The following is a 23,034-nucleotide window of genomic DNA, read 5'->3' as shown; positions in this document are numbered from 1 at the left end:
ACACCGTCAATGGCAAGGAAAAGGCAACCAGCCACCAGCTATATTACCTGCTCCACGACGAGCCAAACCCAGAGATGACTTCATTTGTGTTCCGAGAGACACTGATGAGTCATCTTTTATTATGGGGAAATGCCTATGCACAAATTGTGCGTGATGGTAGGGGTAAGGTGCTTGCCCTCTATCCTCTGCTTCCTGACAGGATGACGGTGGACAGGGCTTCCACAGGAGAACTTTTATATAAATACACAAAAGATACCGGTTATGCGGTACTAAGGCCGGAGGAGGTTTTGCACATTCCAGGGCTTGGCTTTAATAGGGTTAAAAGATACTCATATCGCTGTTCTAACCCAAGACAACGGGACTGGTGCTACCTATGAGGCACCAACCAAACTGGAGAGGGCAATTAGTGCCAAGCTTACACCAAAGACCAGCACAGAAAACATTTATTCCGATGATATTGTTGAGGATGTTATAACATCATTTGATAGCGTGGAGGTTGAGATTGAACTCAATCAACTGTCACTGACGAGCAGGGCTACTCACCAAGGAGCAAAGGTAGTCAAGGGAGTTCTCATTGAAAGCAAGGAAGATATACCGGTCAAATTATTTTGAAAACTGCTTTAATATAGTTGGTGAAAGCTTTGCGGAAGACTTCTGAACATCTTGATATTTTACGTATTAACAACATGCTGAAATTTATTAAGGCATAAGCAAAAAACAGCCGTGTATTGACACTAATTAGAACACAGGGTATACTAATCTTGTACACGTGTATTGACACTATTTTTTAGAAAGGGGTAGAAAAAACTGAATGAAACAATAACTACATTAGCATTTATACAGGAAGTATTAAAATCTTATAAAAAAACCGCTTCTTTGCAGAAGACAGCTGATGAACTGAAAATTTCATATGCAAAGGTTAGAAAAATTCTTATAACATTAGGGGAATATACAACGGATTTTAGCCTGGAGGTTGGAAAAAGAAGAAGTATGGGTAAGAGTATTTTAGAAATTGCTACTGAATTGAATACTTCAACAAACAGAGTTACTGCATTCTTGCCATATGAAAAAAATCTTTATAATGGTCCGGAACTAACAACAGATGCTAAAAAGAGTGAAGTATATAGAAAAAGAATTAAAATTGCCCGTGAAAAGTTTGTAAACAGAGCAATAAATAAAGATGAAAAAAGAAATTTATCAATAGGAAAGGAAAAGTTTATGACAAATGAATGTTATAACAATACAAATGCGTTTAAAACAGTACATCTCCATTTGGAATTAAAAAACGACCATTTAGATGACGCAGAGAAAGAGATTCTGCGCAAATACGGAGAATCATCAACAGGAGACTCAATCAGCAGAAATATTTTAATTCCTTCAGATATGCCCCTTCATAATTTGCACTATGCTATACAGAGATTATTTGGATGGCAAAATTCTCATTTACGCAGATTTGTTCTTCCTGAGGAAATCTATAATAGGCTAACAGGTGGAACTGTAAAAGGGTGGGCTGATTTAGTGGGTATACTTTTTCAGCCTCCTGGTGAGTGTGAGCATGATGTTTTTTGGGATGATGACTACCAAAGTGGGAGCATAAAAACATGGCTTAAGAAAAAGTATACAGGACCATACTTCTTCCATGGCATTACGGAAGATTATGAATGGGCTCAAAATGATATTAAACAATTAATTGAGCGTTTTCCAATTCTTGAGGTTAAGGAATCTTTCAGTGACTATATGAATAGGAGCAAGGGGAAGGATAAAGCAAAACCAAGAATTATAAAAAAAGCACCACTTATTGAATTAACTCTGGAAGAAATGAACAATTCCATTACTATGGAGGGTGGAACAGAGAGCCTGCTTGAACGACTTGAAGTAGCAACGGTTCTAGCTTTCAAGGATGAAGATGTTTGTAATGATAATGGTATCTTTCCAGTAACACATAAACTAATCTACAATTATGATTTTGGAGATGATTGGACAATAACCATTACTAAGGAAAAGGATTGCAATGAATTACTTCAAAAGGGCTATATTTCAAAGGATGAACTATTAGATGCAGAAGCGACAGTATTGACAAAACATAAACCTATATGCATTCATAAGGACGGAGTATTTGTTCTTGATGATGTAGGAGGGTTGCATGGCTTTATAAGTTTCCTGAAGGAGATTTATGAAGGTGAAGACAAAGAAGAACGAAGTAATTATAAGGCATGGGCACAAAGCCTTGGATGGAGCAAGAGAAAAATATCAAATAAACTGATTTTGTAGAGGGAATGTAATATAGAAATTTTTATGTGTAGAGACCCCAACACACATGCATGTAAAAGTCTGTTGAAAAGCTGGTTTCGCCACTTTCTACGATTGAAACGATAGCAAAACTCATCCAAATAAGCTTGTAGATGCTTTTTATCAAGGCCATGAAATGTACCAATTATTAGAGCCTTAACGTTGGAAATAATAGCGTGAACCCAGTGAAGTTTTTCATCGGCTTCAGGGGTAGAAGATATAACCCGGTCATGGGTATATCCTTCAGATTTTAATTGTGGATACACTGTGAATCCATCTGTTGTAATTGTGCATCCTTCTGAAATTGCCTGTTTTGCAAATTCTAATGCAGTTTCCTTGTTAATTCTGTCTACTGCTTTCATTTTTACATAAAGCGGTTTACCCTGCGATTGTCAAGAGAATTGTGAGCCACTCGCTGGGAAAATGTTGAGCCACTAACGCTGGGAAAAAAGTGAGCCACTTTTGGAAAACCGCTGAGAAAATATTGATCCACTTACTAACGAGTATGCTTCAGTTTTCCCGGTGGTATGTTGTAAAACTTAATACCAGCAGGGTAATGAAAATGTTCAGTTGATTCTTAACATGGGCTTTTTTTTATTTAGTTTTAATGATTATGGTGGTTATTTTTTTAAAAGTAGTAGTGGCTGTGGGCAGTGTGGTTAACGCGAAGCGTTATCCAAGCCCTGTGCGTCAACCCGTAGGGTTGTCCACAGGACGGCACTGTCCACAGCTTAATATAAGGAGTAAGGGTAAGCTAAAAAAATCAACCCAAGCAGCGGGCAGGGGTGTAAGGCCGCTTTGATCAATCGTTGACGTATAAGTCACCATATGCACTTGCAATACATCCCTGACCAGACTGGTTTACAGGGCCGATACGGGTAGGCAATGTCCGCATAGCACCGGCACCTAAAAAAATGGTGCACGGTTCCTGTATAGCCCCCCGGTCCTTCGCCAATTGCCAGGTTTCGTGACCTGTTACTGTATGACGGGAGCCGGTTAGGCTGTTTTTATAAGTATCTACCGATAAATCACTCTCCTTTTGTAAAGACACTCGGAATAGTATGGGTGCCTGGCCCACTGATCGGAAAGCATGTACTTGCCGTCGTATTGCCCGTCATCGACAAGACGTCAGATTCTGCACTGCTTTTTCACCCGAACAAATGGGGTATTAGGCTGATAGCCGCTGTGAATTAAGTTACCTGTCATTCTCACCCCTTTGTTTTTGGCCCGGAAACAAACCGGCAGGCCAGGAAGGTATTGCAACTGCATATGGCATTTACCACGCCGATCCCTATTTTTTACCCTGCCCGTCTATACGTGGTATATAACTAACTAATCTGCTATAGTTTCTTCTTTAACCTCGTTTCCTTTTGATAAGGTCTGTTCTAAGCGGTAGGACTCTTTGACATTCATGTTCAGTACATGTGAGCGGAATGTCAACCTGTCAATTAAAGCTGCAACCATTATTTCGTTTTCAAACAGCTCTGTCCACCTGGAGAACTCAAGATTGGTAGTCACAATAATACTCGCCCTTTCAGAACGCTCTGATATTACCTGAAAAAGCATCTCAGATTGGTAACGGTTAAAGGTCAGGTAACTGAGCTCATCTATTATCAATAAGTCAATTTTGGCCAGGCTTTTTTCTAGTTTGGACAGCCGGTGGAACTGTACTGCCTCCGCAAGTTCGTTTGCAAGATTTGTAGCTGTATAGAATTTAACGTTAAATCCTGCGTAACAGGCTTTGATGCCTAACCCTACGGACAAATGTGACTTTCCATTATCGAAAAATTGCGATAATGGAAAGTCGCATATTTCGGTCGGTTTAGGAATAGAAGCCATAAACACTGGTTATAAAGTAAGATTTATAACCATGGCAGATTTAATACACACGCTAAAAACCCAAGAAATCACAACTGCATCCCGAAACAGCATCAAACGGATAGTTAGTTCTGACTTGGTTATCATTGACGATCTGATGATGTTTATGGCGATGGAAAAAAATGAAGCCAACCTCTTTTTTCAATTAGTGAACAAGCTCTACGGACAAACCTCTATAATAATCACGTCAAACAAAGGACCGGAAGACTGGGGAGAGCTTCTTGGGGACCCAGACCATTACAACAGCAATATTGGACAGGCTTGTGCATAAATGCGAAATCATCAATATTCATGACAAAGACAGCTATCGCATGAAACATAGACAACGGATATTTACAAATTAAATAAAGGGAAGAAGTTTGATGAATAAACTTAAACGTGATATTCGGAGTATTATTAAAATCTTAATTAATAACAATGTAACCATAATCTATCCCACAAAGATAACTCAGCTGCTACAGTGCCCGATAGAGGCTGTAGAGGATATCCTTTGGGGGATGGTAGAAGAAGAAATACTTGAACACATGCTTGAAATACATTGTGCTGACTGTGGAGAAATAATGGATTCTTTTGAATCAACCAGGTTCTTGTCAAGTGCCCCGTTTCCATGTCCTCACTGTGGAACACAAATGGAGTCAAATGATATGAATGAAACGGTAAGTGCTTTTTATCCAATAAAGCAGAACCTTGTTTAAAACATAATTATCATAAAGTTAATACTACATCGCAATTTTTTGTGACATTTTGAGTATTATGTTGTCCAAAGTGAACGACATTGCGAACCGCCGGTAACAGCACCAGACGAAGCGAGGTTAACCGGATAGCAGCGCAAATCCAGTGTCAAAGCTGCATATGCAAGCGCTGCTAATCCGGCCCGAAGCAAGTCAGTAGTGCTGTAGGCGAGTAACATAAAAAGTAGGTTTACAGCTTCCCGTTACTAACGGGAGTTCATTATGATCATATCCAATCTTGAATTTGCGAAATGGGCATAGTTTTTTAGTGAATACAGGCATACAGCAGCTTTATTTGACCGGTTAACGCACCGCTGCCACATTCTCCTTATAAATGGTGAGAGCTATCGGGTTTAAAGAAAGTATTAAAAAAAGATAGTTAAATAAGTATAAGGATAAAGATTAAGTAAGCCACGACTTAACCGGGCAGGATGAAAAATATGGGGTTAAGTCAAGGTATGAATAGCCATGGTATTTTTAGCCCTCTTGGTCAGGCTCGTTTTCCGGGCTAAATTGAAAGGAGTGGGAATGAACAGATAATACATGAAAGAGCAGTTGATATAATCTATCCTGCAGACCGGGGTAAAAGGCAGTTTCTTGTCAGGTCGGCTTGTCGATGACGGACAGGCCACCGGCAGTTATTTAGCCTCCTGGACTAGCGGGCCGGATGCCTTAATTGGAGGCATCCTAATCAAAGGAGGAGTCTATCGGGAAATATATATAAACAACGGCTTACCCGGTACTCGTCAAATTGTGATTTAAGGCTACGAGACCTTCCAATTGACGAAAGGCTGGGAAGTTATAAAATTCTGCCGGGCACAACGAAAGACTACTTGTGCCGGGCACCTACGCGAACGTCATTTGCTATTGGCGCCGGCAAAACGGGTCTGACCAAGAGGGTATAAATAACTACATATGGCTCTGTAAATCTAACCTAGCTTTCAAAACCTGCCCTTGCTATGTTAGGTATAATTTTTGTGTCATTAGCCTCACAAAAATCAGCTTTACAAAACATGTGTTCCCCCCTCTCCCCCTAAGGGGAGAGGATTAAGAAACCCCGTTTCCATATTTGTCAGATTATAGGTGTAAAAAATTATTTATCGAAAACTGTAAAAAATTATTTGACATTCACAACTGGCCGGTAGGCAGGGCTTGTTGGAAGAATTTGATGATAAAATTTTTAATGCGTTGGTGGAGAAGATAGAAGTTCTCTCGCCAACGCATTTTGTTTTTGTGCTGAAGAGCGGGATGATAGTGGAGGAAATAAAGGATATAGATAAAATATAATGAATAGATTTAGTAAAGTTGTTATGAAAAATGTTTATTACAACCAAAATATGGTAATGAAAATATTTAAGGGGGACATGTATATAATGGTATGCTTCCAATGTACTGATAATTTTCAACCATCATTCTTGGTCAGTGAGTCTGCACAGACCTGTAAGAAATGCAAAAAAGTCAAAGACCTTATTAAATATTCTACTAATCTATCGAGTTATATATATAGTATAAATCTACAAAATAAATTCAACATGATTTCACCTAGTTTTAATGGAAATGAACTCATTTATTTTAATCCGAAATTTATAGATGAGGGATATACCGAAAAAGAAGTATTTCTAGAAATTATAGATTGCCTAAACTTACAAAATACATATTATAATAATGTAAAGATTATAACTAATGTTTGCAATCAAATGATGGGTCTAATAATAGATCGAATCAACGACTTGATTTCTGATAATCCCAAAGGGTACTTGATTTCGCTATTAAATATACTTGAATATAACTTGCACTTAACCTTTATTACAATAAGTTGGCTTAGTGATAAAGAAAATAATATTATTATTGAAGAAATAACTGATAACTTTGCTAGGGTGGTTATTAATAGTTTAAAATTTCAAAGGGACTACAACTTCTTAGGGCGCTTTGAACAAATATATAAAGAGTGGGAAGGAGTGTTAAGTTTTGATAAACTTGCTTTCCAATATGGAATTGAAATTGTAACATACCTATCGGATAAAAAACAAATTAATAATAGCCAAATAGATCCAATAAATTTTAAGAAACTTATCGCAACAATACGAGCTATGTATGAATTGCTATTTACCTGTGAAAGTGCTTATGAACATAAAGAGCTTATTATAGATAAGAAAGGAAATATCTCTACCAAAAAAACAAATAATTATTCGGAGATTGCTAAAAAATACGTAGATTGTATGATAAATAGGAAAGTAAGTTCGTTTGATATAAAAACAATAAATAAATTAAATATGGTCTGTAAAAAATATATTGGAATTTCACTAGAGGAAATCTCCAAGATTATTGGTGGTTTACAAAATCACTATGTTAATTCTGATGATTTTCTAATTGGAAGTGTAGATTATTTTCAGAAGTTAATAAAGCATTTACTTCAATGTTCGGATAAAGATGCAGAAAAGTTCTTATCAATTTTAATGAGTGCAAGAACCAATAACTTTATTTTTGCAACTTCAACCTCATTAAGAGAAAATAGACCGCTACGTAAATGTTTAATTACGATAGAAGATGATATTGTCGCCTGTCCAATTAGTATTTTGGAGTTTTCTTTAATAGGGTTATATTTAGATATAACTTATGCAACTTTGCCCAAGAGCCCTTTCCAAAAAGAATTATTTACAATAGTAGATAAATATGTTCATAAAAAGTTTGAATCTGATGTGATACTACATCTGAAAAATAACTTTATAGATGCATTTATTAAAGGTGATATCGAAAAAGATAATATGGTTCCTGATATTGAAGCTGGTAGAGGGTTTCTTCAACTTCCCGGGCAAATAGACATTATAATGCTATATCGAAATAAAATGTTTGTTATTGAATGTAAAGATATAGGATTGAAATATACACCAAAATCAATATTAAATGAAGTATATAGATTCCGTAAAATAGGTAATAAATCATTTCAAAACAAGTTAAGTAATAAGGTGGAATCAGTTTACAATAATTGGGATTCGATTGTTGCTTTTTTAGGTGTTTCAAGTGAAAATAAAATTCAAAAGCATATGCCAATAAGTTTATTTGTTACAGATACTTTTTCGGTTGCAGCAATAGAAAAAGATTTACCAAGTCCAGTTGTACCATTTCAAAAGCTAATTGAATGGATAAATCAACAAGTTTAATAAAAATTTTTATGATGAAAAAGGTTAATTATATCCCTTTTACCGTCTCCAGACATGTTGAGTGCGTAATAATGATGACGAATAGTGGTTCTATGGGCAAATGAGGCAGGCTAACCACTATATGTAGTGGTTTTGGAGCAAAAAATGAGCAAAAATCGGGCTCGAAAAGTGCATTTTTTACCCCGATTTTTAAGGGCGCTTGATAGATGACATTCGGTATTTATGATTAGTTTACAAACAGGTTATTTATAATTGATGTAGTGCAGTTCGTAATAGAACTGCATTTTTTGTTGACAAAGTAAAGTACCGAGAGTGTGATAAGTATAACAAATCATACTTATCATACCGAACGGGAGGCAATTATATGAAAACACCAAAAGGAAAATATGCATGGACAGTTAAGGTGGGAGAAAAAGGTCAGTTTGTCATACCAAAAGAAGCGAGGGATGTATTTGATATTAAACCTGGAGATACTTTAATCTTATTAGGAGATATAGACCGTGGCATAGCAATTCCACCTAAAAGCACATTTGCGAAATATGCTTCCGAGATATTTACCGGAATGCAAGAGGAGGATATGGAGAAATGAGTGTATGCGTAAAGAAAACAAGGAGGATAAGGGGAAAATGATTGTTTTTATAATATTGACAATATTATGCTTATAGCGATTGCTGCCGGGATTTACATTTATAAATGTATTCACTATTGGCAAAAGAGTTATCATGATACATTAAAAGCGGGTTATGTTGAAAAGCAGGTTACTCTTGATGATGGCTCTGTAATTAATTATGTTGAAGGTCCGGACAATGGTGATGCCCTTTTATTAATTCACGGACAGACAGGGGCTTGGGAGAGTTATACAAGTGTTCTGCCTGAGTTAAGTAAAAAATGGCACGTGTTTGCAGTTGATTGTTATGGTCACGGAAGTTCTACTTATGAAGAATCTAAATATTATCTTGATGCTAATGGTGATGATATAATCTGGTTTGTTGACAACGTAATTGGTGAAAGAACCGTTGTATCAGGCCATTCATCGGGAGGGCTCATTGCATCCTATGTGGCGGCATATGGAGGAAAATATATTATTGGTGCAGTCTTAGAGGACCCACCGGTCTTTTCAACTGAACCGGATCATTTTGAACGTTCGTTTGCTTATTTAGATTCCTATAAAGTTTTGCATGATTATCTGGCATCTGATAAGTCAGAATGTTGGGAAGCTTACTATTTGAGATATTGTCTGTGGGGACAGCTTTATATGAAAAACGCCATGCCAGGGCTTGCTGATTATGCGCAGAAGTATTCTGATAAGCATCCGAATGAGGCTGTACAATTTTTCTTTATGCCCCAATCCATTAATCAAACTTTTAAGTACGTTAAGGAATATGATTTTGCTTTTGGCGAACATTTTTATGATTATACCTGGCATGCGGGGATTCGTCATGAAGATTTGATGCGCGACATAAAGGTGCCTACGGTTTTTCTCCACGCAAAGGATAATTTTACAGAAGATGGGATCTTAATGGCTGCATCAACAGATGAACAGGCAAGGAAAGCGGTTGAACTGATTGGTAACGGTTGCAAGCTGAATGAGTTGAAATCTAATCACCTTATTCACTGGTACCATCCCGATGTATTTGTTGATGCAATCAACAGTTTTTTACAACCAAATCAGTAAAATGTAAACTGCATGCATTGGTTTGTTTACGTAATAGTATAAACTAGCGAAATCCCTCCCTCTTAACTTAAGGGGGTACAATAAATCTTGATGCCTTTGTTTTTACATACAGGTTATATGCAAAGTGTCTTCCGGCGTTGAATAAAATTAGGCGAGTTATGTTTTTCCGAAAATGAAAAGCATAGCCCTTTTTTATTTCCTTGAAATACTGGATAACTAATAAAGATAGGAGGACAACACAATGTCAAATTAAACCGTGCTTTTGATACAATAATTCATATGCAACTGATAGTTGCGAAGCATGCATCTATTAAGTTCTTTACTTTTCAGGCACTCGTGGCTAAGCTTTAAATATGCAAAAAGTGAAAGGAGCAAAATCATGGACTTGGGAAACAGGATAAAAACTGAGCGTGAAAAATTAAATATGTCACAGGATGAATTGGCACAAAAAATGGATATCTCACGCCAGGCAATTTCGAAATGGGAAACCGGAAGCAGCTACCCGGATATTGAAAAAATCTTAAAGCTGTCAGAGATTTTTAACCTATCTCTCGATGAATTGGTTAAAGGGGACAAAAACCTTCAGGAAAACCTAATAAAGGAGGGGAAGGCTAATATGTCTGGATTAACAATTCTAGGATATATATTGATTGCATTAGGTGTCATTACATGTATTTGGGGTGGAGGGCAATACCCTGTTAACCTGATGACCCCAAATTTTATGTCGTATCTGGTAGGTGGGCTATTTTTATTAACCATTGGGATAGCAGTAATCCACAAAGTTCCGTCCTGGCTGATATTAGGAGCGATATTCGTGACAGGAGCAGCTACGATTTTGTATATGATTGGATTAAAGATGCCTATATACGCATTATTATCAGGGATAGTCGTCATTTTAGGTCTTGTGTTGTGGCTTACCACCCTGGTTTTAAAGAGTAATTTCTACACGAAATAGTATTTTGCTCTAAAAGAAAACCGGGCCGGGAAAGGAAGTGCATGAAAAGGTTAGTTAAATTCATCCCCAATAGCATCACAATATCGAGGATAGCCTTATCCGTTATATTTGTAACAAATGTGACAGGGCAATTTATATACGGAAAAAATAATTTTATGAACCTTATAGTGTTATTTTCGGCTATTTGCCTTACAGACTTAATAGATGGAAGAATCGCAAAGAAAATTCGCTGTACTTCTGTAACTGGGGCCAAACTTGATGTTATAGCAGATTTATTTTTTATAGTGCTTTCAAATATAACCCTGACAAGCCTTAGAATTTTACCGCCGTGGTTTTTAGGGTTTATATTTTTGAAATTTATAGAATTTATAATGACGTCAAATTTTACAATCAGACATAAATATTTATTAAATGAGAATGTATTTATATTTGATAAGGTTGGAAGAATTGTGTCTGCCATGTTTTTTGTCGTTCCTGGTGCAGCTTGCATTTTTCAGGTTCTAACAACAGATATTGCGGAGAACTTGATTAATTTTATACTTTACTCGATTTGGCAGGTGGAATTCTTTCATCTTACTTAAGGTTTAAGAGCTGTTTAAATGTTGATTTTTTCTAGTTGATAAAGAAGAAAAAACATGTTATTTCCAGCTCTTTGCTTTCTTCTGTAAAAACGGAGAGGTGAGTGCCTGTGCCGTACAAGGTTAACGCAGAAGTGCTAAAAAGGATTTAATTTATGTATATAAATATACTCTCCCGCCCAGGCTCCACCAGGCTCAAGCGGCTTCTTTTTTGTTCCTCAAGGCACGTTGAGTGCGTAATAATGATGACGAATAGTGGTTCGAAAGGCAAATAAGACGGCTTAACCACTATATATAGTGGTTTTGGAGCAAAAAATGATCAAAAATTGAGGCAAAAACGTACATTTTTTGGCCCTGTTTTTTGGGGCGTTTTATAGATGACATTAGGATTTTTAAAGATAATACTCAAAAACTCTATGCATCAGGTGATATTATGATATTCTTATAATGCGTCGTGAAAGTAAGATTTTGTGTAACTAATCAGTAATTGACCTTATACGAACATATCATTTTGGACGAGAGAGGCTTGCAATTGATGATCGATTTGAATAACAAAACAAAACCGTGTAGATGTTGTAACCCTGGCGATATCCGCCAAAAAATGAATTTATCTATGGTGAGTGGCTCAGGGATGAAATTGAGCAAGGACGAATCCCGGAACCAACTTATGATCCTGATTTAGCCATAGTTCTAAATCAAGTGAAAAAATAGCATTTCTCTTGTTGGCCATGATGCTTCAGAAATACTCGATCCTGTGCCGATGACAGATATTCGAAGAGCGATTATGGAGTCTTTGCCAGGATTAATTAAGGGCATTAAGGGCGACGAACGCAACGTAATTTTGACTCTAGCCCGAATGTGGCTGACAGTGGCTGTCGGTGAAATTTCTCCAAAAGATGTGGCTGCGGAATGGGCTACACCTCGGCTGCCTAAAGAACAAGCGACTTTACTCGACTTAGCCAGAAAAGCTTATCGAGGAGAGTATGTTGATAAGTGGGAAGGACTGGATTCCGAGGTGATGGTACTCGTTAATCATATGAAAAACTCTATAGAGTCTTGTCTTGGTATCCAAGCATGACCTTTGGAAGAGCGCAAACAGTGCAATGCATATATAACACGTATTTCCCACGACTTTTATAATATGAATGTGGTTAGACGCTACGAAAACGGCTGAACATTAATACGCATTATTCTTATTTAGCGTTGTGAGAATTATTTATAGACAATACGTTAAATATAAATTTGAGGAAGGGAGTTTTTATGAATAAAAAGGAAATAACAAGTAAAGAAAACTTAATTGATGTTTTAAATTTATTAGAAGATTTAAATGTAAAATATTGGGTTGATGGAGGATGGGGAGTTGATATTCTAACTGGAAAACAAAATAGGGATCATAGAGATATTGACATCGATTTCGATAGTAAATTTGAGGAAGTTTTATTAGATGCACTAAAAAATAAAGGATATAAAATCACAACTGATTGGAGTCCTTCACGCATTGAACTACATCACCCAGAACTTGGTTATTTAGATATACATCCCTTGATAATCAATGAAGACGGAAGTGCTAAGCAGGCTGACCCACACGGTGGCTGGTATCATTTTGAAGCAAATTGGTTTTCTTGTTCATTATTTGAGGGTAGGATTATACCATGTATTTCCGCTGAAGCTCAAAAATTATTTCACAGTGGATATGAATTGAGAGAAGTTGACAATATCGATATTAAAAATCTTGAATCTCTTTTTCCTGAATAATATTTATAAACAATCAACAAATTTCAATTTATCAGTGAATTGATGAGTATAGAGGTGGTTTGATGGCTAAACATGAATTCGGAATCTTTGAAACGGAGCCGGAGTCAGGCAAAAGGTATGATGAATATAGTCCCGAAAAATATGACTGCAGTGCAATACATGACGATTACATTGAACCCTTGCTCGGGGAATTAAATGTACTGGAAACATATATTCACACTCTTTCCTGCGCGGGCAACGGACTCGTATATTACGGCATAACATTAATACCGCCATCATCGCTGCCCGAATTTAAAAAAATAATTGATTCAACCGGCTTGAAAGAACTGCAGGTCCTTTCTGAAAAGATAGACGAAGCAATGCAGAGATATAAATTTATGATACATTACGGAATATAACTGTTTCCTGAAAATCAGCGGGGAGTATTTTCTAACGAAGATACCCCCGCTTTTTATGCCTTTTTTAGGGCTTCAAATTAATCATGTCAATAAAATGGAGGTAATCAAAATGGCAAACGAAATAATGCGTATCTTTTTCCCTTTGAAGATCATCACCTATCCCCAGGGAGAATATGGAGTGGAGGACAATCCGATGGAAATCACTCCCGTGGAGGCTGTGTCTTATGAGGATGCTATCCTCGCCGCCATCGCAAAGGAGAACCGTCTCTTTGAAAACGACCGAGGACTTGCCGAGTACATACACGACGAAGCTCTCAATAGAAAGGTGTATAGCTTATACCCGTCAGTGGAGATCGTCGACGGTGAGTTGTGGGGAGTCATGACCGCCGGGCTTAAGGAGTCCCTCTCAGGAGAGGAAACCTCTGAGCTTCTTGATTTTGTGACTGGACAAAACAGCGACGGCTATGGTGAAGGTCTTGAGCAGCGTCCTATCAAAACGTTGGATGGTGAGATCTACGTAAGCTTTTGGAATCACGAAAACTATTCCTTAAAGCTTGAGCAGGAGATGAAAAATAACCAACCCGATTTCGGATACGGAGGTCAGGTGATGGGATTAGTGAAAAAGTAAACTGACAAATGGCGCTCACTGGTTTCTGTTGAACAAAAAAGCACCCTTTGGCCACAGCTTATGCTGTGAGCTATACAATTAAATAAATGAACGAGAAGGCGCTGTCTTTACAAAAAAGGCAGCGCCTTTTTTGTTTTTTCGAGAAAGGAGCTGAACTATGAAGCATGATGTAACACCAGAAGAAAAAACAGGCGCCGGAGAAACCGGTCCTCCTGTAAAGTATTCTCTGCCTCTGCCTGAAGATACCGCCCGCTGTGCTGGCTGTCCTTATCCAGGCGTCGGCTTTATCTGCTGGAGTCCTGACGGTTCCTGCATGAGAACCGACGTCGATAAATTCAGCCGCCGGAGCAAAGGGAGGTGATGTATTGAACAGCATCATCAGTTGGGTAGGCGGCAAAAAGGCTCTGCGGGATATGATTTATCTGCGTATGCCGAAGGAATTCGGACGGTACGTTGAGGTATTCGGCGGCGGAGGCTGGGTGCTGTTCGGACGGCCTCCAGATACCGCTATGGAGGTCTATAACGATTTCAACTCCGACCTTGCAAATCTGTTCCGCTGCGTCCGCGACCGTCCCTTTGCTCTGCTTAAGGAGCTGAATTTCTTTCCGCTGAACGGTCGGGATGAATTCAATGTCTTAAAAAAATATCTGGAGAAGGAGGAATTCACAAACGAATACCTGCAGGAGGAACTGGACATCGCACAGAGGGTTCTTATCGAACCGCAGTTTGAAGAAATCAAAGCAATCCTTCTTGAAAACGCACAGATGAACGAAGTCAAACGAGCCGCTGCTTTTTACCGGCTCATACGCTTAAGCTACGGAAGCGGCTGCACCAGCTATGGCTGTCAGCCCTTCGATATCAGGAAAACCTTTCACCTTCTCTGGCAGGGCAGCCGAAGGCTTAAGGATACGGTCATTGAGAACAAGGACTTTGAAGCTTTGATCAAGCAGTACGACCGCAGGCAGAACAGGGGACGGTTCTAAATTTGGCAATCGGAAGTTTTGCTCAATACTACTATCTTAATTTGGGAAAGCACTATCTAGTTAGAAATAATAAAGTTTTTGATTATAATTAACTGCAAAATTTTTGATTGCCAGAGAAGATGGAAGTCGTTACCTGAAGTTTTTGTTACAAACTTCTACATTTACTTTACGATTTCCTTCTTCTTTGTTTGGCAACACCCAGGCAGGATGATAACATGCTGGCGGGGTGTTTTTTTATGCCAAGAACGGTAAGAAAGAAAAGTGAAAGCAGGATATAGCACGTAATGTTTAGAGGGATTAACCAGCAGAGTATTTTTGAGGATGATAAAGATTACGAGAAACTTATTAAAGTTTTTAACAAATACCGTGAAGAGTTACAATATGAAATATACGCCTACTGTTTGATGGGAAACCATATACACTTATTAATTCGAGAAGGCCGGGAAGAACTTTCGAATATAATGAAGAGGATCGGAACCAGCTATGTATACTGGTACAATTGGCAATACGGCAGAAAAGGCCACTTATTTCAAGATAGATTTAAGAGTGAAACTGTTGAGGATGATTCATATTTTCTTACCGTGTTAAGATACATACATCAAAACCCGGTAAAAGCAGGATTGGTAGAGAATATGGAGAAATATGAATGGAGCAGCTATAAGGAGTATTTATACGAATCGGAAATGGTTAATACAGGGTATGTGCTTGATATGTTCCATGAGGATAGGGTAAAAGCTATTGAAAAATCTAAGGAGTTTAATAATGAATCAAATAATGACCAGTGTCTTGAAATAACCGAAGGAAGGAAAACAATATCCGATAAAGAGATAAGGCAGATAATCTTAATGAAATATAATATTGAGTTGGCATCACTACAGAATCAGCTTCCGGAAACTCAAAAAGAAGTTCTAAAATATATGAAGGAATTGGAGGGCAGCTCGTTGAGGCAGCTGTCCAAATTGACAGGATTTACTGTGAACAAGATATTTAACGCGTAAAACAAAGAAGAACGAAATCGCTTCGCGATGGCTTTAAAATAACAATTTAAAAGAATAACTAAAATACAATAGAAAAGTATGCCCTTTTTGTGGTATTGTTAATTCGCCAAAACAAACAAACCAAAAAAGAACATACTTTTCTCTTTAGGATTATAACATGCCTAAAGAAACATTCACAGACAAAAGAAAAAACACTCGCGCAAAAAGCTAGACCGCCTCCCACCTCCTGATGGTGTCAGCATTATTAAAAAAATCAGGAGGTTGTCCCATGGATTATTATAAAAACAAATTGAACTATACTTTGAACTCAAAGGAGTTCCCGAATCATCAAAGGAATCATATTTGCGTAGGATCTATGCATTTATGGATTTTTACAATGGACCCCAATGTCAAGACACGATTTTTCAAATTCAAAGCGACACTGGGTTAAGTGTTAACAGCAAGACCTTTTCGGCTGAAGTTTCGATACGGTAGAAAGCCGCAGTGTTAATGCATAAAAAATACCTAATATTTCACAGTAATTAAAAAACATGGCGGTCTCCAGAGGGAGGGGTAGTTATCCCCATTCATAACGCTTAGCCGCCGCTTGCGGTCGGAGCAAAGCGGAGAGTCTTGACTCCATGTGCTAGGCTTAATAAACCCGACCATAGACAAGTGTTTTTTTGGCGTATATCCGTCGGTCGGGTTATCAATTAAACAGCACATGGAGTCAAGACCGGCGGTCTCTTTGTTCACATCAGCTTGCTCAAGGTTTGACAGCGGGGGTTCTTAAATATTAACTTAGTAGCTAATTGGCCATCATTTTCAAATATCTTGGTTATGCAGATTGCTGCGGTAAGTTAGTTATAGCATAATAAACATCTGCTGGAATCTTTTTACTAATAGATGTGTGCGGGCGTTCGAAATTGTACCAACGTATGTAAGTAGCAATTCCTTGGCGGAGAGCACGAGGGGTTTCGTAGTTCTTTAAGTAAATATCTTCCCATTTGATGGTTCTCCAAAAGCGCTCTGTAATGGCGTTATCCAGGGCCCTACCTTTACCGTCCATGCTAATCTTGATGCCATTTTCTTTCAGGGTATTTATATAAACGGGGCTGGTAAATTGGCTGCCCTGATCAGAACTATACTGAATTCGGCATAGTAGTGATAGGGGCTCCGTGTGTTTCAATGGCTTTGTTTACAGCTTTAATCACAAATTCTTTATTCATCGTATCGGAGAGCTCGTAACTAACAATCATCCTGGAATACCAGTCAATGATGGCCACTAGGTACATCCAACGGCCTTGCATGGCACAATACGTGATGTCGATTCCCCAGACATGGTTAGGATGGGCCGGTTTGACATTGCGAAGCAGGTATGGGTATACATACTGGGCCCTATTGCGTTTGCTGAGGTTGGGGCCGGGGTAAATCACCCGTATTCCCATTTCCCGCATATATCGTTGAATGCGTTTGCGGTTGACCTTGTAAGCTACGCCATCCATGTTATTAATGTCTTCTGCAATCCGCCTGGAGCCTTTAAATGGGTGCTGCGTGTGGATCTTGTCAATAAGGTGCTTAATCTCCACTTCGTGTTTAGACACCCTTTTGGCAGTCCAGTATAGGACCCGTTCGATTCAAGGATAATAACCCGGCCTGAGCTTTTATGGTCAAGTGTGAATTCGAAATATCCCAATCCACCATAGCTTTTCGTTCATTCACGGGGTAAGATACCGCCAGATTTTTTTTTAAGCCAATCCAACTGTGTTGTTAGACGGCCGACTTGGGCGTATAAGTTTTCGATGGTTTCTTCTTGTTTACGCTTTTCTTGGGCAGCAGCCTTAGCACTCTTAGATGTGGCGAACACCTTGTCAGCGCTTTCTAAGAGCTCCTTCTTCCAGCGGTGAATCACACTAACATGTACTCCGTATTCCGATGCAATTTCGCCTATGTGGCGTTCTTCTTTTAGGGCTTCTAAAACGATCTGCAATTTTTGCTCCGGTAACCACTGTTTTTTTTGCATGGGATGTGCTCCTTTCACTTCTCAGTTTACTTCGAGATTGGTGTCGCTTATTCCCTGCAAAATCGTGTCGCATTTCCTGGGACCATTATATTTATCCAGGCCGACCGGCATAAGCGCCTGGAAGATATAACGGTCAGCGACATACAACAATACATTCTTTATCTTAAAAATGATAAAGGCCTTTCACCGGGAACCATCAACAACTATATTTCGAGCGTTAGACTTTTCTATAGCCATATACTGGACAAGGAGTGGAATAAAAAGAAAATACCGCGCATGAAAAGAGTGCAAAAACTTCCGGTTATTCCTTCTAAACAAGATGTACTAGCAATTATAAACGAGACCACCAACCTTAAGCACAAAGCAATTTTATCGCTGATTTATGGAAGTGGAATGCGAGTAAGCGAAGTGGCAAAGTTAAAGATTTGCGATATTTGCAGTAAAACCATGCGGGTTAGAGTAGAAAATACAAAGCATAATACAAACCGGTATACCATTTTATCAAATATAACCCTTAATACACTCCGAGAGTATTTCCGGGCTAACTTTTCCCCTAAAAGCTACAAGCCCGACGATTGGCTTTTCCCAGGCCAGAACGAAAATGAGCACATTCATGTCAAAACCATCAAGAACACCCTCATAAAGTTGCGCAATCGACTACAGCTGGACAAAAACATTTCTGCTCATACACTGCGGCACTGCTTTGCCACCCACGCTTTAGAGAACGGAGTCGGTCCCGTTTACATCCAGCAAATGCTAGGACACAAGCATCTTCAGACTACGATGGCATACCTGCATATGACATCGAAGAGCCTTATGGGGGTTAAAAGCCCCCTTGACACCGGTTATGGTGATACGAAGTGATTACCGCGCAGGATGTTTTCCTTCAGTTTACCACGCAGTACAACAAAAGCTATGTCCCATCTCCACAGCAAGCCAAGGCTTCTAGAGACATCAAGGGTTGTAGAACTGCTGCATTAGGTGGCCACATCTCTGAATGCGGTCACACTACTGTGCACTACAATTCATGTCGTAATCGGCACTGCCCTATGTGCCAGGGAATAAATAAAGTCATCTGGGTGGATAAAAGGATCAAAGATATACTCAACGCACCCTACTTTCATGTAGTATTTACAGTGCCGCAAGAACTGCAATCACTGATTTATCAAAATCAGGAATTGCTTTATGGTTTGATGTACAAGGCGGTTGCCCAAACCCTTTTTGAGCTTTCACGGGATAAAAAATACCTGGGAGCACAGATTGGCTTTTTTTCTCTGCTGCATACATGGGGGCAGGATTTACATTATCACCCGCACATCCATTCAGTAGTATTGGCAGGCGGGCTAACTAAACACAACAAGTGGCGAAGCAGCAGTAAAAAGTTTTTTATCCCTGTAAAGGTTTTGGCTAAAAAATTCCGTGGTAAATTTCTATACCACTTAAAGCAATATTACCACCAAAACTTACTCAACTTTTATGAGAATGCACAGGTATACCGGAATCCAAAGATTTTTAAAAAGTTACTTGATCGGTGTTATGCCAAGGACTGGTATACCTATACAAAAGAGACTTTTACAGGTCCTTTAGCCGTTGTCCAATACCTGGGAAGGTATACCCATCGCATTGCTATTTCCAACCACAGAATTGTGTCCATAGATAAGCATACGGTGGCATTTACCGTAAAAGACCGCAATAAATCCAGTAGCGGCACAAAGATAGTAACCTTAAAAGGTGTCGAATTTATCCGGCGGTTTTTGATGCATATACTTCCAAGGGGTTTTGTTAAAATTAGGCATTATGGATTACTTGCTAACCGGAACAAAAAAACAAAACTTAAACTGTGTAGGAAACTAACTTCTAGCCTTGCTTACAAACCCAAATTTGAAGGTCTTACAACTATTGAGATCCTTAGTATCCTGTTAGGTAAGGATGTAACGGTTTGCCAGGTATGCAAGAAAGGTAAAATGAAAACTATACGTTCGGTATACCCAAGGCCCTATATATGATAGTTGACTAATTGAATAAATTTTCAAAGACCCATTTGTGGGGAGGGGGCAGATATGCCCAATTTTAGATGATTTTATCTAAAAATGCTAGATGTTTGATGAAATGCAGGTATAAATCAGATAGAATTATAGTTTAAAAGCTAGAAGAAAAAGATTGAATACCCATAGCTGGGAGCACGGCGACTTCATTCTTCTAGGGCAATTGAAAATTTTGCGTGGCAGTTATTACACATTAGCGATGATTAAGGCTCAAAATCAGGGGTACCTGACATTGAGCCTTTTTTTCTCCCGCAAAACTTCCAATTGAACCCTTTAAGAAGAAGGAAATCGTAAAGTAAATGTAGAAGTTTGTAACAAAAACTTCAGGTAACGACTTCCATCTTCTCTGGACTTCCATCTTCTCTGGCAATCAAAAATTTTGCAGTTAATTATAATCAAAAACTTTATTATTTCTAACTAGATAGTGCTTTCCCAAATTAAGATAGTAGTATTGAGCAAAACTTCCGATTGCCAAATTTAGAACCGTCCCCTGTTTCGTCCCTCACTTATAGAACGAAAAAATAGATTTGTGGCCCTGGTTAATCTATCCGGCAGGGAAGTAGCGGTTCACGTGCCCAGCACAGGCAGAATGAAAGAGCTTTTGGTGCCTGGTGCAACTGTTTATTTAAGTCCTTCCAGTGGGGCGACGAGGCGCACAAAATTCACATTATTACTGGTGAAACATAACGATATCCTGGTGTCAGTTGATTCTCTAATTCCCAACCGACTTTTTAACCACGCTATAATAAAGGGCGCGTTACCGGAATTTAATGGATTTACAACGGTACGCCGGGAATTTCCCTACCGGGATGGACGGATAGATTTTTGGCTTGGCGCTGACCTCAACCAGTGCCTTGTGGAAGTAAAATCAGTGACCCTGGTGGAGAACGGAAAAGCGTTATTCCCTGATGCGCCTTCCAAGCGTGGACCAGGCATCTCGAAGAACTTGCGCTGGCTCGGAACGAGGGGTTCCGGGCAGCGGTTATTTTTATTGTACAAAGTGAAGACGCAGCTTGTTTTAGGCCCAATGATATTTGTGATCCGCTTTTTGGGCAGGCTCTGCGCAGAGCCCGGAGTAATGATGTCGAGGTTTATGCTTTGGGCTGCCGGGTAAACACGAAAGAAATAGCAATAAAGGGTTATTTACCCGTAGAGCTTTAGTTATGACTTTATTATAAATAGTAATTAAACTTAATTTCAGGAAAGTCCATAGCGCATGGTATGAACCAAAAAATTTTAATAAAAACCATTAGTCGATAATTTATGTTAATTGACAGAATATTCGTTAAATTAAACTATGCACTAACGTATTATAGAAGAAAAAGAATAAGAGGTGTTTAAGGTGTTAAAAGATCTCTTATACTACCTAGAAGCAGAAATGGTAAAAAGGGATCCTCGGATTCTCGGTTTGGAAAAATACTATTCAGACAGCCAACATAATAGAATGCAGTTGATAATAACTGTACGGCAGCAGGGAAGGCAAGAGATACGGCTTCCGGTAACCGTATCCTTGGATGACATGCAGACCGGCAATATATCACGGGTAACCGGGGCAATTCTACAGGCAGTCGATTTATACACTTGGGGTCCGCGGGATCATAATGTTGTGCGGGATGGGGTATCGGTAACAGCATAGCCTCAAGAGAAAATCCTGACCCAATAGGGGAAGGGTTTTCTCTTTGTAGGATAAAATATACAATTAATTACGTAGAAAAAGCAGGCAAAATGGGGTGGTCAAGGTGAATGATGCAGTAAGTATAGTAAAATGCAGTGATTATGAATATGACCGGGTACGGGGTGCTGTAAAAGAGAGTATTGACTTGCTGGGCGGGATGACCCAATTGGTAAAGCCCGGCCAGCGGGTGCTGCTTAAGTTAAACCTACTAACTGCAGCACCACCTGAGAAGGCGGTGACCACTCACCCAGCTGTGGTTTTAGCGTTATCTGAACTAGTGCGGGAAGCGGGCGGGCGACCCCTGGTGGCCGACAGCCCCGGTCCCATCCCTTATACCCAGGCCGGATTAAAGAGGGCATACAAGGCAGCCGGTTTACTGGAACTTGCCGAGGCCGGTGGATTTGAGTTGAACTGGGATACGTCAGTCCAATGGCTTTCCTTTGCCGGAGGGAAAACAATTAAGCGCATTGAAGTCATGAGTCCCGTAATAGAAAGTGATGTTATCATAGCGGTGCCAAAATTGAAGACGCATATGTTTACCACCTTTACAGGTGCCGCGAAAATTCTTTTCGGGGTAATCCCCGGCCTTGCCAAGGCCGGTTACCATGCCAAATTGCAAAGCAGCGAGCAGTTTGCCGATATGTTACTGGACATTATTCTTGCTGTCAAACCGGCATTGTTTGTGATGGACGGGGTTTTAGCTTTAGAGGGAGACGGACCGGGGTTGCATGGTATTCCCCGCCCCCTGGGTATCGTGATGGCGAGCCGAGATCCCATAGCTATAGATGCGATCGCCTGTGACATCATTAATATTAATCCACTGGATGTGCCCATGTTAAGTGCCGCCTTGGACAGGGGAATGTGGAATGGAAAACTGGACAAGTTACCCGTTGTCGGTGCGCTACCCCCAGAGGTCGCTGTCCAGGATTTTAAAAAACCGTCCAGGGTGGCGCGGGACGCCAGGGGATTGGATCGCCTGGCCAGGTACCAGCGTGTTTGGGCGCCCGTGGTGAAGCAATCCCTGACACCTCGCCCGGTGCCTGATAAAGAAAAGTGTTCCGGTTGTGCTACGTGTTATACCACGTGCCCCCAGGGGGCTGTTACCATCAGTAAGGGCCGGGCATTCATTAACGATAGGGCGTGCATACGCTGCTATTGCTGCCATGAAATGTGCCCTGAAGCGGCCATTGAATTAAAATTCAGCCTGCCGGGCCGGATTATCCGGCGCTTTGGCCTATTGGGCAGATAAAATGGTAGACAAGGGGGATCGTTTTCTTGCGTTA

General features: G+C 39.5%; 22 protein-coding genes and 7 pseudogenes. 26 read left to right on the top strand and 3 right to left on the bottom strand.

Going from position 1 to position 23,034, the window contains the following annotated elements; genetic code table 11:
- Positions 1–11: 11 nt before the first annotated feature.
- The 3 genes and pseudogenes from DESGI_RS23990 to DESGI_RS16630 all read left to right on the top strand — a co-directional run.
- Positions 12–332, top strand: a pseudogene (locus DESGI_RS23990) (phage portal protein); the annotation flags it as partial.
- A complete protein-coding gene (locus tag DESGI_RS16635; RefSeq protein WP_083939925.1) occupies positions 304–612 on the top strand; it encodes a major tail protein in 309 nt (102 codons plus the stop codon). The pseudogene DESGI_RS23990 and the gene DESGI_RS16635, both read left to right, overlap by 29 nt.
- Before the next feature lie 264 nt (positions 613–876).
- Complete coding sequence (locus tag DESGI_RS16630; RefSeq protein WP_015617997.1) at positions 877–2,271, top strand: IS1096 element passenger TnpR family protein; 1,395 nt, start codon at positions 877–879, stop codon at positions 2,269–2,271.
- A 38-nt stretch (positions 2,272–2,309) separates the two neighbouring features.
- On the opposite strand, the pseudogene DESGI_RS25390 reads toward DESGI_RS16630, so the two are convergent.
- Together DESGI_RS25390 and DESGI_RS16620 are read right to left on the bottom strand one after the other, a co-directional pair.
- Positions 2,310–2,675 (bottom strand): annotated as a pseudogene (locus DESGI_RS25390) (IS1595 family transposase); the annotation flags it as partial.
- A 946-nt stretch (positions 2,676–3,621) separates the two neighbouring features.
- Positions 3,622–4,053: an ATP-binding protein gene (locus DESGI_RS16620; RefSeq protein WP_006520215.1), complete on the bottom strand. Its 432-nt coding sequence runs from the start codon at positions 4,051–4,053 to the stop codon at positions 3,622–3,624.
- On the opposite strand from DESGI_RS16620, the gene DESGI_RS16615 reads away from it, so the two are divergent.
- The 18 genes and pseudogenes from DESGI_RS16615 (at position 4,034) to DESGI_RS16545 (ending at position 16,029) form a co-directional block, all read left to right on the top strand.
- Positions 4,034–4,438 (top strand): ATP-binding protein, encoded by a 405-nt coding sequence (locus tag DESGI_RS16615; protein WP_245561114.1) that lies wholly within the window; start codon positions 4,034–4,036, stop codon positions 4,436–4,438. The two genes, DESGI_RS16620 and DESGI_RS16615, sit on opposite strands and share 20 nt — an antisense overlap.
- Entirely contained in the window at positions 4,431–4,511 is an 81-nt protein-coding gene (locus DESGI_RS25815) for a hypothetical protein (protein ID WP_245561194.1), read from the top strand. The genes DESGI_RS16615 and DESGI_RS25815 overlap by 8 nt, the downstream gene beginning before the upstream one ends.
- Before the next feature lie 18 nt (positions 4,512–4,529).
- Positions 4,530–4,862: a hypothetical protein gene (locus DESGI_RS16610; protein ID WP_006522770.1), complete on the top strand. Its 333-nt coding sequence runs from the start codon at positions 4,530–4,532 to the stop codon at positions 4,860–4,862.
- Between the two features lie 315 nt (positions 4,863–5,177).
- Positions 5,178–5,255: pseudogene (locus DESGI_RS26515) on the top strand (ATP-binding protein); the annotation flags it as partial.
- 240 nt (positions 5,256–5,495) lie between these two features.
- A complete protein-coding gene (locus tag DESGI_RS24755) occupies positions 5,496–5,660 on the top strand; it encodes a hypothetical protein (RefSeq protein WP_157872746.1) in 165 nt (54 codons plus the stop codon).
- 393 nt (positions 5,661–6,053) lie between these two features.
- Complete coding sequence (locus DESGI_RS16605; RefSeq protein ID WP_245561113.1) at positions 6,054–6,185, top strand: recombinase; 132 nt, start codon at positions 6,054–6,056, stop codon at positions 6,183–6,185.
- A gap of 86 nt (positions 6,186–6,271) precedes the next feature.
- A complete protein-coding gene (locus tag DESGI_RS16600; protein WP_157872804.1) occupies positions 6,272–8,059 on the top strand; it encodes a hypothetical protein in 1,788 nt (595 codons plus the stop codon).
- Between the two features lie 364 nt (positions 8,060–8,423).
- The gene (locus tag DESGI_RS16595) at positions 8,424–8,648 is read left to right on the top strand and encodes an AbrB/MazE/SpoVT family DNA-binding domain-containing protein (RefSeq protein WP_006524317.1); all 225 of its coding nucleotides are present in this window, start codon (positions 8,424–8,426) and stop codon (positions 8,646–8,648) included.
- A 66-nt stretch (positions 8,649–8,714) separates the two neighbouring features.
- The gene (locus tag DESGI_RS16590) at positions 8,715–9,734 is read left to right on the top strand and encodes an alpha/beta fold hydrolase (protein WP_006524318.1); all 1,020 of its coding nucleotides are present in this window, start codon (positions 8,715–8,717) and stop codon (positions 9,732–9,734) included.
- 379 nt (positions 9,735–10,113) lie between these two features.
- The gene (locus DESGI_RS23270) at positions 10,114–10,689 is read left to right on the top strand and encodes a helix-turn-helix domain-containing protein (protein WP_006524319.1); all 576 of its coding nucleotides are present in this window, start codon (positions 10,114–10,116) and stop codon (positions 10,687–10,689) included.
- A 41-nt stretch (positions 10,690–10,730) separates the two neighbouring features.
- Positions 10,731–11,270: a CDP-alcohol phosphatidyltransferase family protein gene (locus tag DESGI_RS16580; protein ID WP_006524320.1), complete on the top strand. Its 540-nt coding sequence runs from the start codon at positions 10,731–10,733 to the stop codon at positions 11,268–11,270.
- A 576-nt stretch (positions 11,271–11,846) separates the two neighbouring features.
- Positions 11,847–12,345, top strand: a pseudogene (locus DESGI_RS16575) (aminoglycoside adenylyltransferase domain-containing protein); the annotation flags it as partial.
- A gap of 182 nt (positions 12,346–12,527) precedes the next feature.
- The gene (locus DESGI_RS16570; protein WP_006524322.1) at positions 12,528–13,022 is read left to right on the top strand and encodes a nucleotidyltransferase domain-containing protein; all 495 of its coding nucleotides are present in this window, start codon (positions 12,528–12,530) and stop codon (positions 13,020–13,022) included.
- 62 nt (positions 13,023–13,084) lie between these two features.
- A complete protein-coding gene (locus tag DESGI_RS16565) occupies positions 13,085–13,420 on the top strand; it encodes a hypothetical protein (protein ID WP_006524323.1) in 336 nt (111 codons plus the stop codon).
- Between the two features lie 109 nt (positions 13,421–13,529).
- Positions 13,530–14,048 carry a hypothetical protein gene (locus DESGI_RS16560; RefSeq protein WP_006524324.1) on the top strand — a complete coding sequence of 173 codons (519 nt, stop codon included), beginning with the start codon at positions 13,530–13,532 and terminating at the stop codon, positions 14,046–14,048.
- A gap of 157 nt (positions 14,049–14,205) precedes the next feature.
- Positions 14,206–14,409 (top strand): hypothetical protein, encoded by a 204-nt coding sequence (locus DESGI_RS16555; protein ID WP_006524325.1) that lies wholly within the window; start codon positions 14,206–14,208, stop codon positions 14,407–14,409.
- 4 nt (positions 14,410–14,413) lie between these two features.
- Positions 14,414–15,007: pseudogene (locus DESGI_RS16550) on the top strand (DNA adenine methylase); the annotation flags it as partial.
- Between the two features lie 308 nt (positions 15,008–15,315).
- Positions 15,316–16,029, top strand: coding sequence for an REP-associated tyrosine transposase (locus DESGI_RS16545; RefSeq protein WP_006524327.1), 714 nt, complete (start codon positions 15,316–15,318; stop codon positions 16,027–16,029).
- Between the two features lie 817 nt (positions 16,030–16,846).
- Here DESGI_RS16545 and DESGI_RS16540 read toward each other — a convergent pair.
- Positions 16,847–18,031, bottom strand: a pseudogene (locus DESGI_RS16540) (IS3 family transposase).
- A 3-nt stretch (positions 18,032–18,034) separates the two neighbouring features.
- Here DESGI_RS16540 and DESGI_RS16530 point away from each other — a divergent pair.
- The 5 genes and pseudogenes from DESGI_RS16530 to DESGI_RS16510 all read left to right on the top strand — a co-directional run bounded on the left by DESGI_RS16530 (position 18,035) and on the right by DESGI_RS16510 (position 23,000).
- Positions 18,035–18,895: a tyrosine-type recombinase/integrase gene (locus DESGI_RS16530; protein WP_006524331.1), complete on the top strand. Its 861-nt coding sequence runs from the start codon at positions 18,035–18,037 to the stop codon at positions 18,893–18,895.
- Positions 18,892–20,037: an IS91 family transposase gene (locus DESGI_RS16525; RefSeq protein WP_006524332.1), complete on the top strand. Its 1,146-nt coding sequence runs from the start codon at positions 18,892–18,894 to the stop codon at positions 20,035–20,037. The genes DESGI_RS16530 and DESGI_RS16525 overlap by 4 nt, the downstream gene beginning before the upstream one ends.
- A 529-nt stretch (positions 20,038–20,566) precedes the next feature.
- Positions 20,567–21,237 (top strand): annotated as a pseudogene (gene sfsA / locus DESGI_RS16520) (DNA/RNA nuclease SfsA).
- A gap of 181 nt (positions 21,238–21,418) precedes the next feature.
- Positions 21,419–21,712 (top strand): hypothetical protein, encoded by a 294-nt coding sequence (locus DESGI_RS16515; RefSeq protein WP_006524334.1) that lies wholly within the window; start codon positions 21,419–21,421, stop codon positions 21,710–21,712.
- A gap of 103 nt (positions 21,713–21,815) precedes the next feature.
- Entirely contained in the window at positions 21,816–23,000 is a 1,185-nt protein-coding gene (locus DESGI_RS16510) for a DUF362 domain-containing protein (RefSeq protein WP_041285626.1), read from the top strand.
- The last annotated feature ends 34 nt before the right edge of the window (positions 23,001–23,034 follow it).

The sequence above is a fragment of the Desulfoscipio gibsoniae DSM 7213 genome, from assembly GCF_000233715.2.
GTDB classification, from domain to species: Bacteria; Bacillota; Desulfotomaculia; order Desulfotomaculales; family Desulfallaceae; genus Sporotomaculum; species Sporotomaculum gibsoniae.
The sequence above is the reverse complement of the archived record's forward strand: the minus strand, read 5'-3'. Positions and strand labels throughout refer to the sequence as shown.

Coding starts and splice junctions, on each gene's coding strand:
- DESGI_RS16615 (WP_245561114.1), top strand. CDS start 4,034: ATGCCTAACCCTACGGACAAATGTGACTTTCCATTATCGAAAAATTGC.
- DESGI_RS16610 (WP_006522770.1), top strand. CDS start 4,530: ATGAATAAACTTAAACGTGATATTCGGAGTATTATTAAAATCTTAATT.
- DESGI_RS16600 (WP_157872804.1), top strand. CDS start 6,272: ATGGTATGCTTCCAATGTACTGATAATTTTCAACCATCATTCTTGGTC.
- DESGI_RS16595 (WP_006524317.1), top strand. CDS start 8,424: ATGAAAACACCAAAAGGAAAATATGCATGGACAGTTAAGGTGGGAGAA.
- DESGI_RS16590 (WP_006524318.1), top strand. CDS start 8,715: ATGCTTATAGCGATTGCTGCCGGGATTTACATTTATAAATGTATTCAC.
- DESGI_RS23270 (WP_006524319.1), top strand. CDS start 10,114: ATGGACTTGGGAAACAGGATAAAAACTGAGCGTGAAAAATTAAATATG.
- DESGI_RS16580 (WP_006524320.1), top strand. CDS start 10,731: ATGAAAAGGTTAGTTAAATTCATCCCCAATAGCATCACAATATCGAGG.
- DESGI_RS16570 (WP_006524322.1), top strand. CDS start 12,528: ATGAATAAAAAGGAAATAACAAGTAAAGAAAACTTAATTGATGTTTTA.
- DESGI_RS16565 (WP_006524323.1), top strand. CDS start 13,085: ATGGCTAAACATGAATTCGGAATCTTTGAAACGGAGCCGGAGTCAGGC.
- DESGI_RS16560 (WP_006524324.1), top strand. CDS start 13,530: ATGGCAAACGAAATAATGCGTATCTTTTTCCCTTTGAAGATCATCACC.
- DESGI_RS16555 (WP_006524325.1), top strand. CDS start 14,206: ATGAAGCATGATGTAACACCAGAAGAAAAAACAGGCGCCGGAGAAACC.
- DESGI_RS16545 (WP_006524327.1), top strand. CDS start 15,316: ATGTTTAGAGGGATTAACCAGCAGAGTATTTTTGAGGATGATAAAGAT.
- DESGI_RS16530 (WP_006524331.1), top strand. CDS start 18,035: ATGTGCTCCTTTCACTTCTCAGTTTACTTCGAGATTGGTGTCGCTTAT.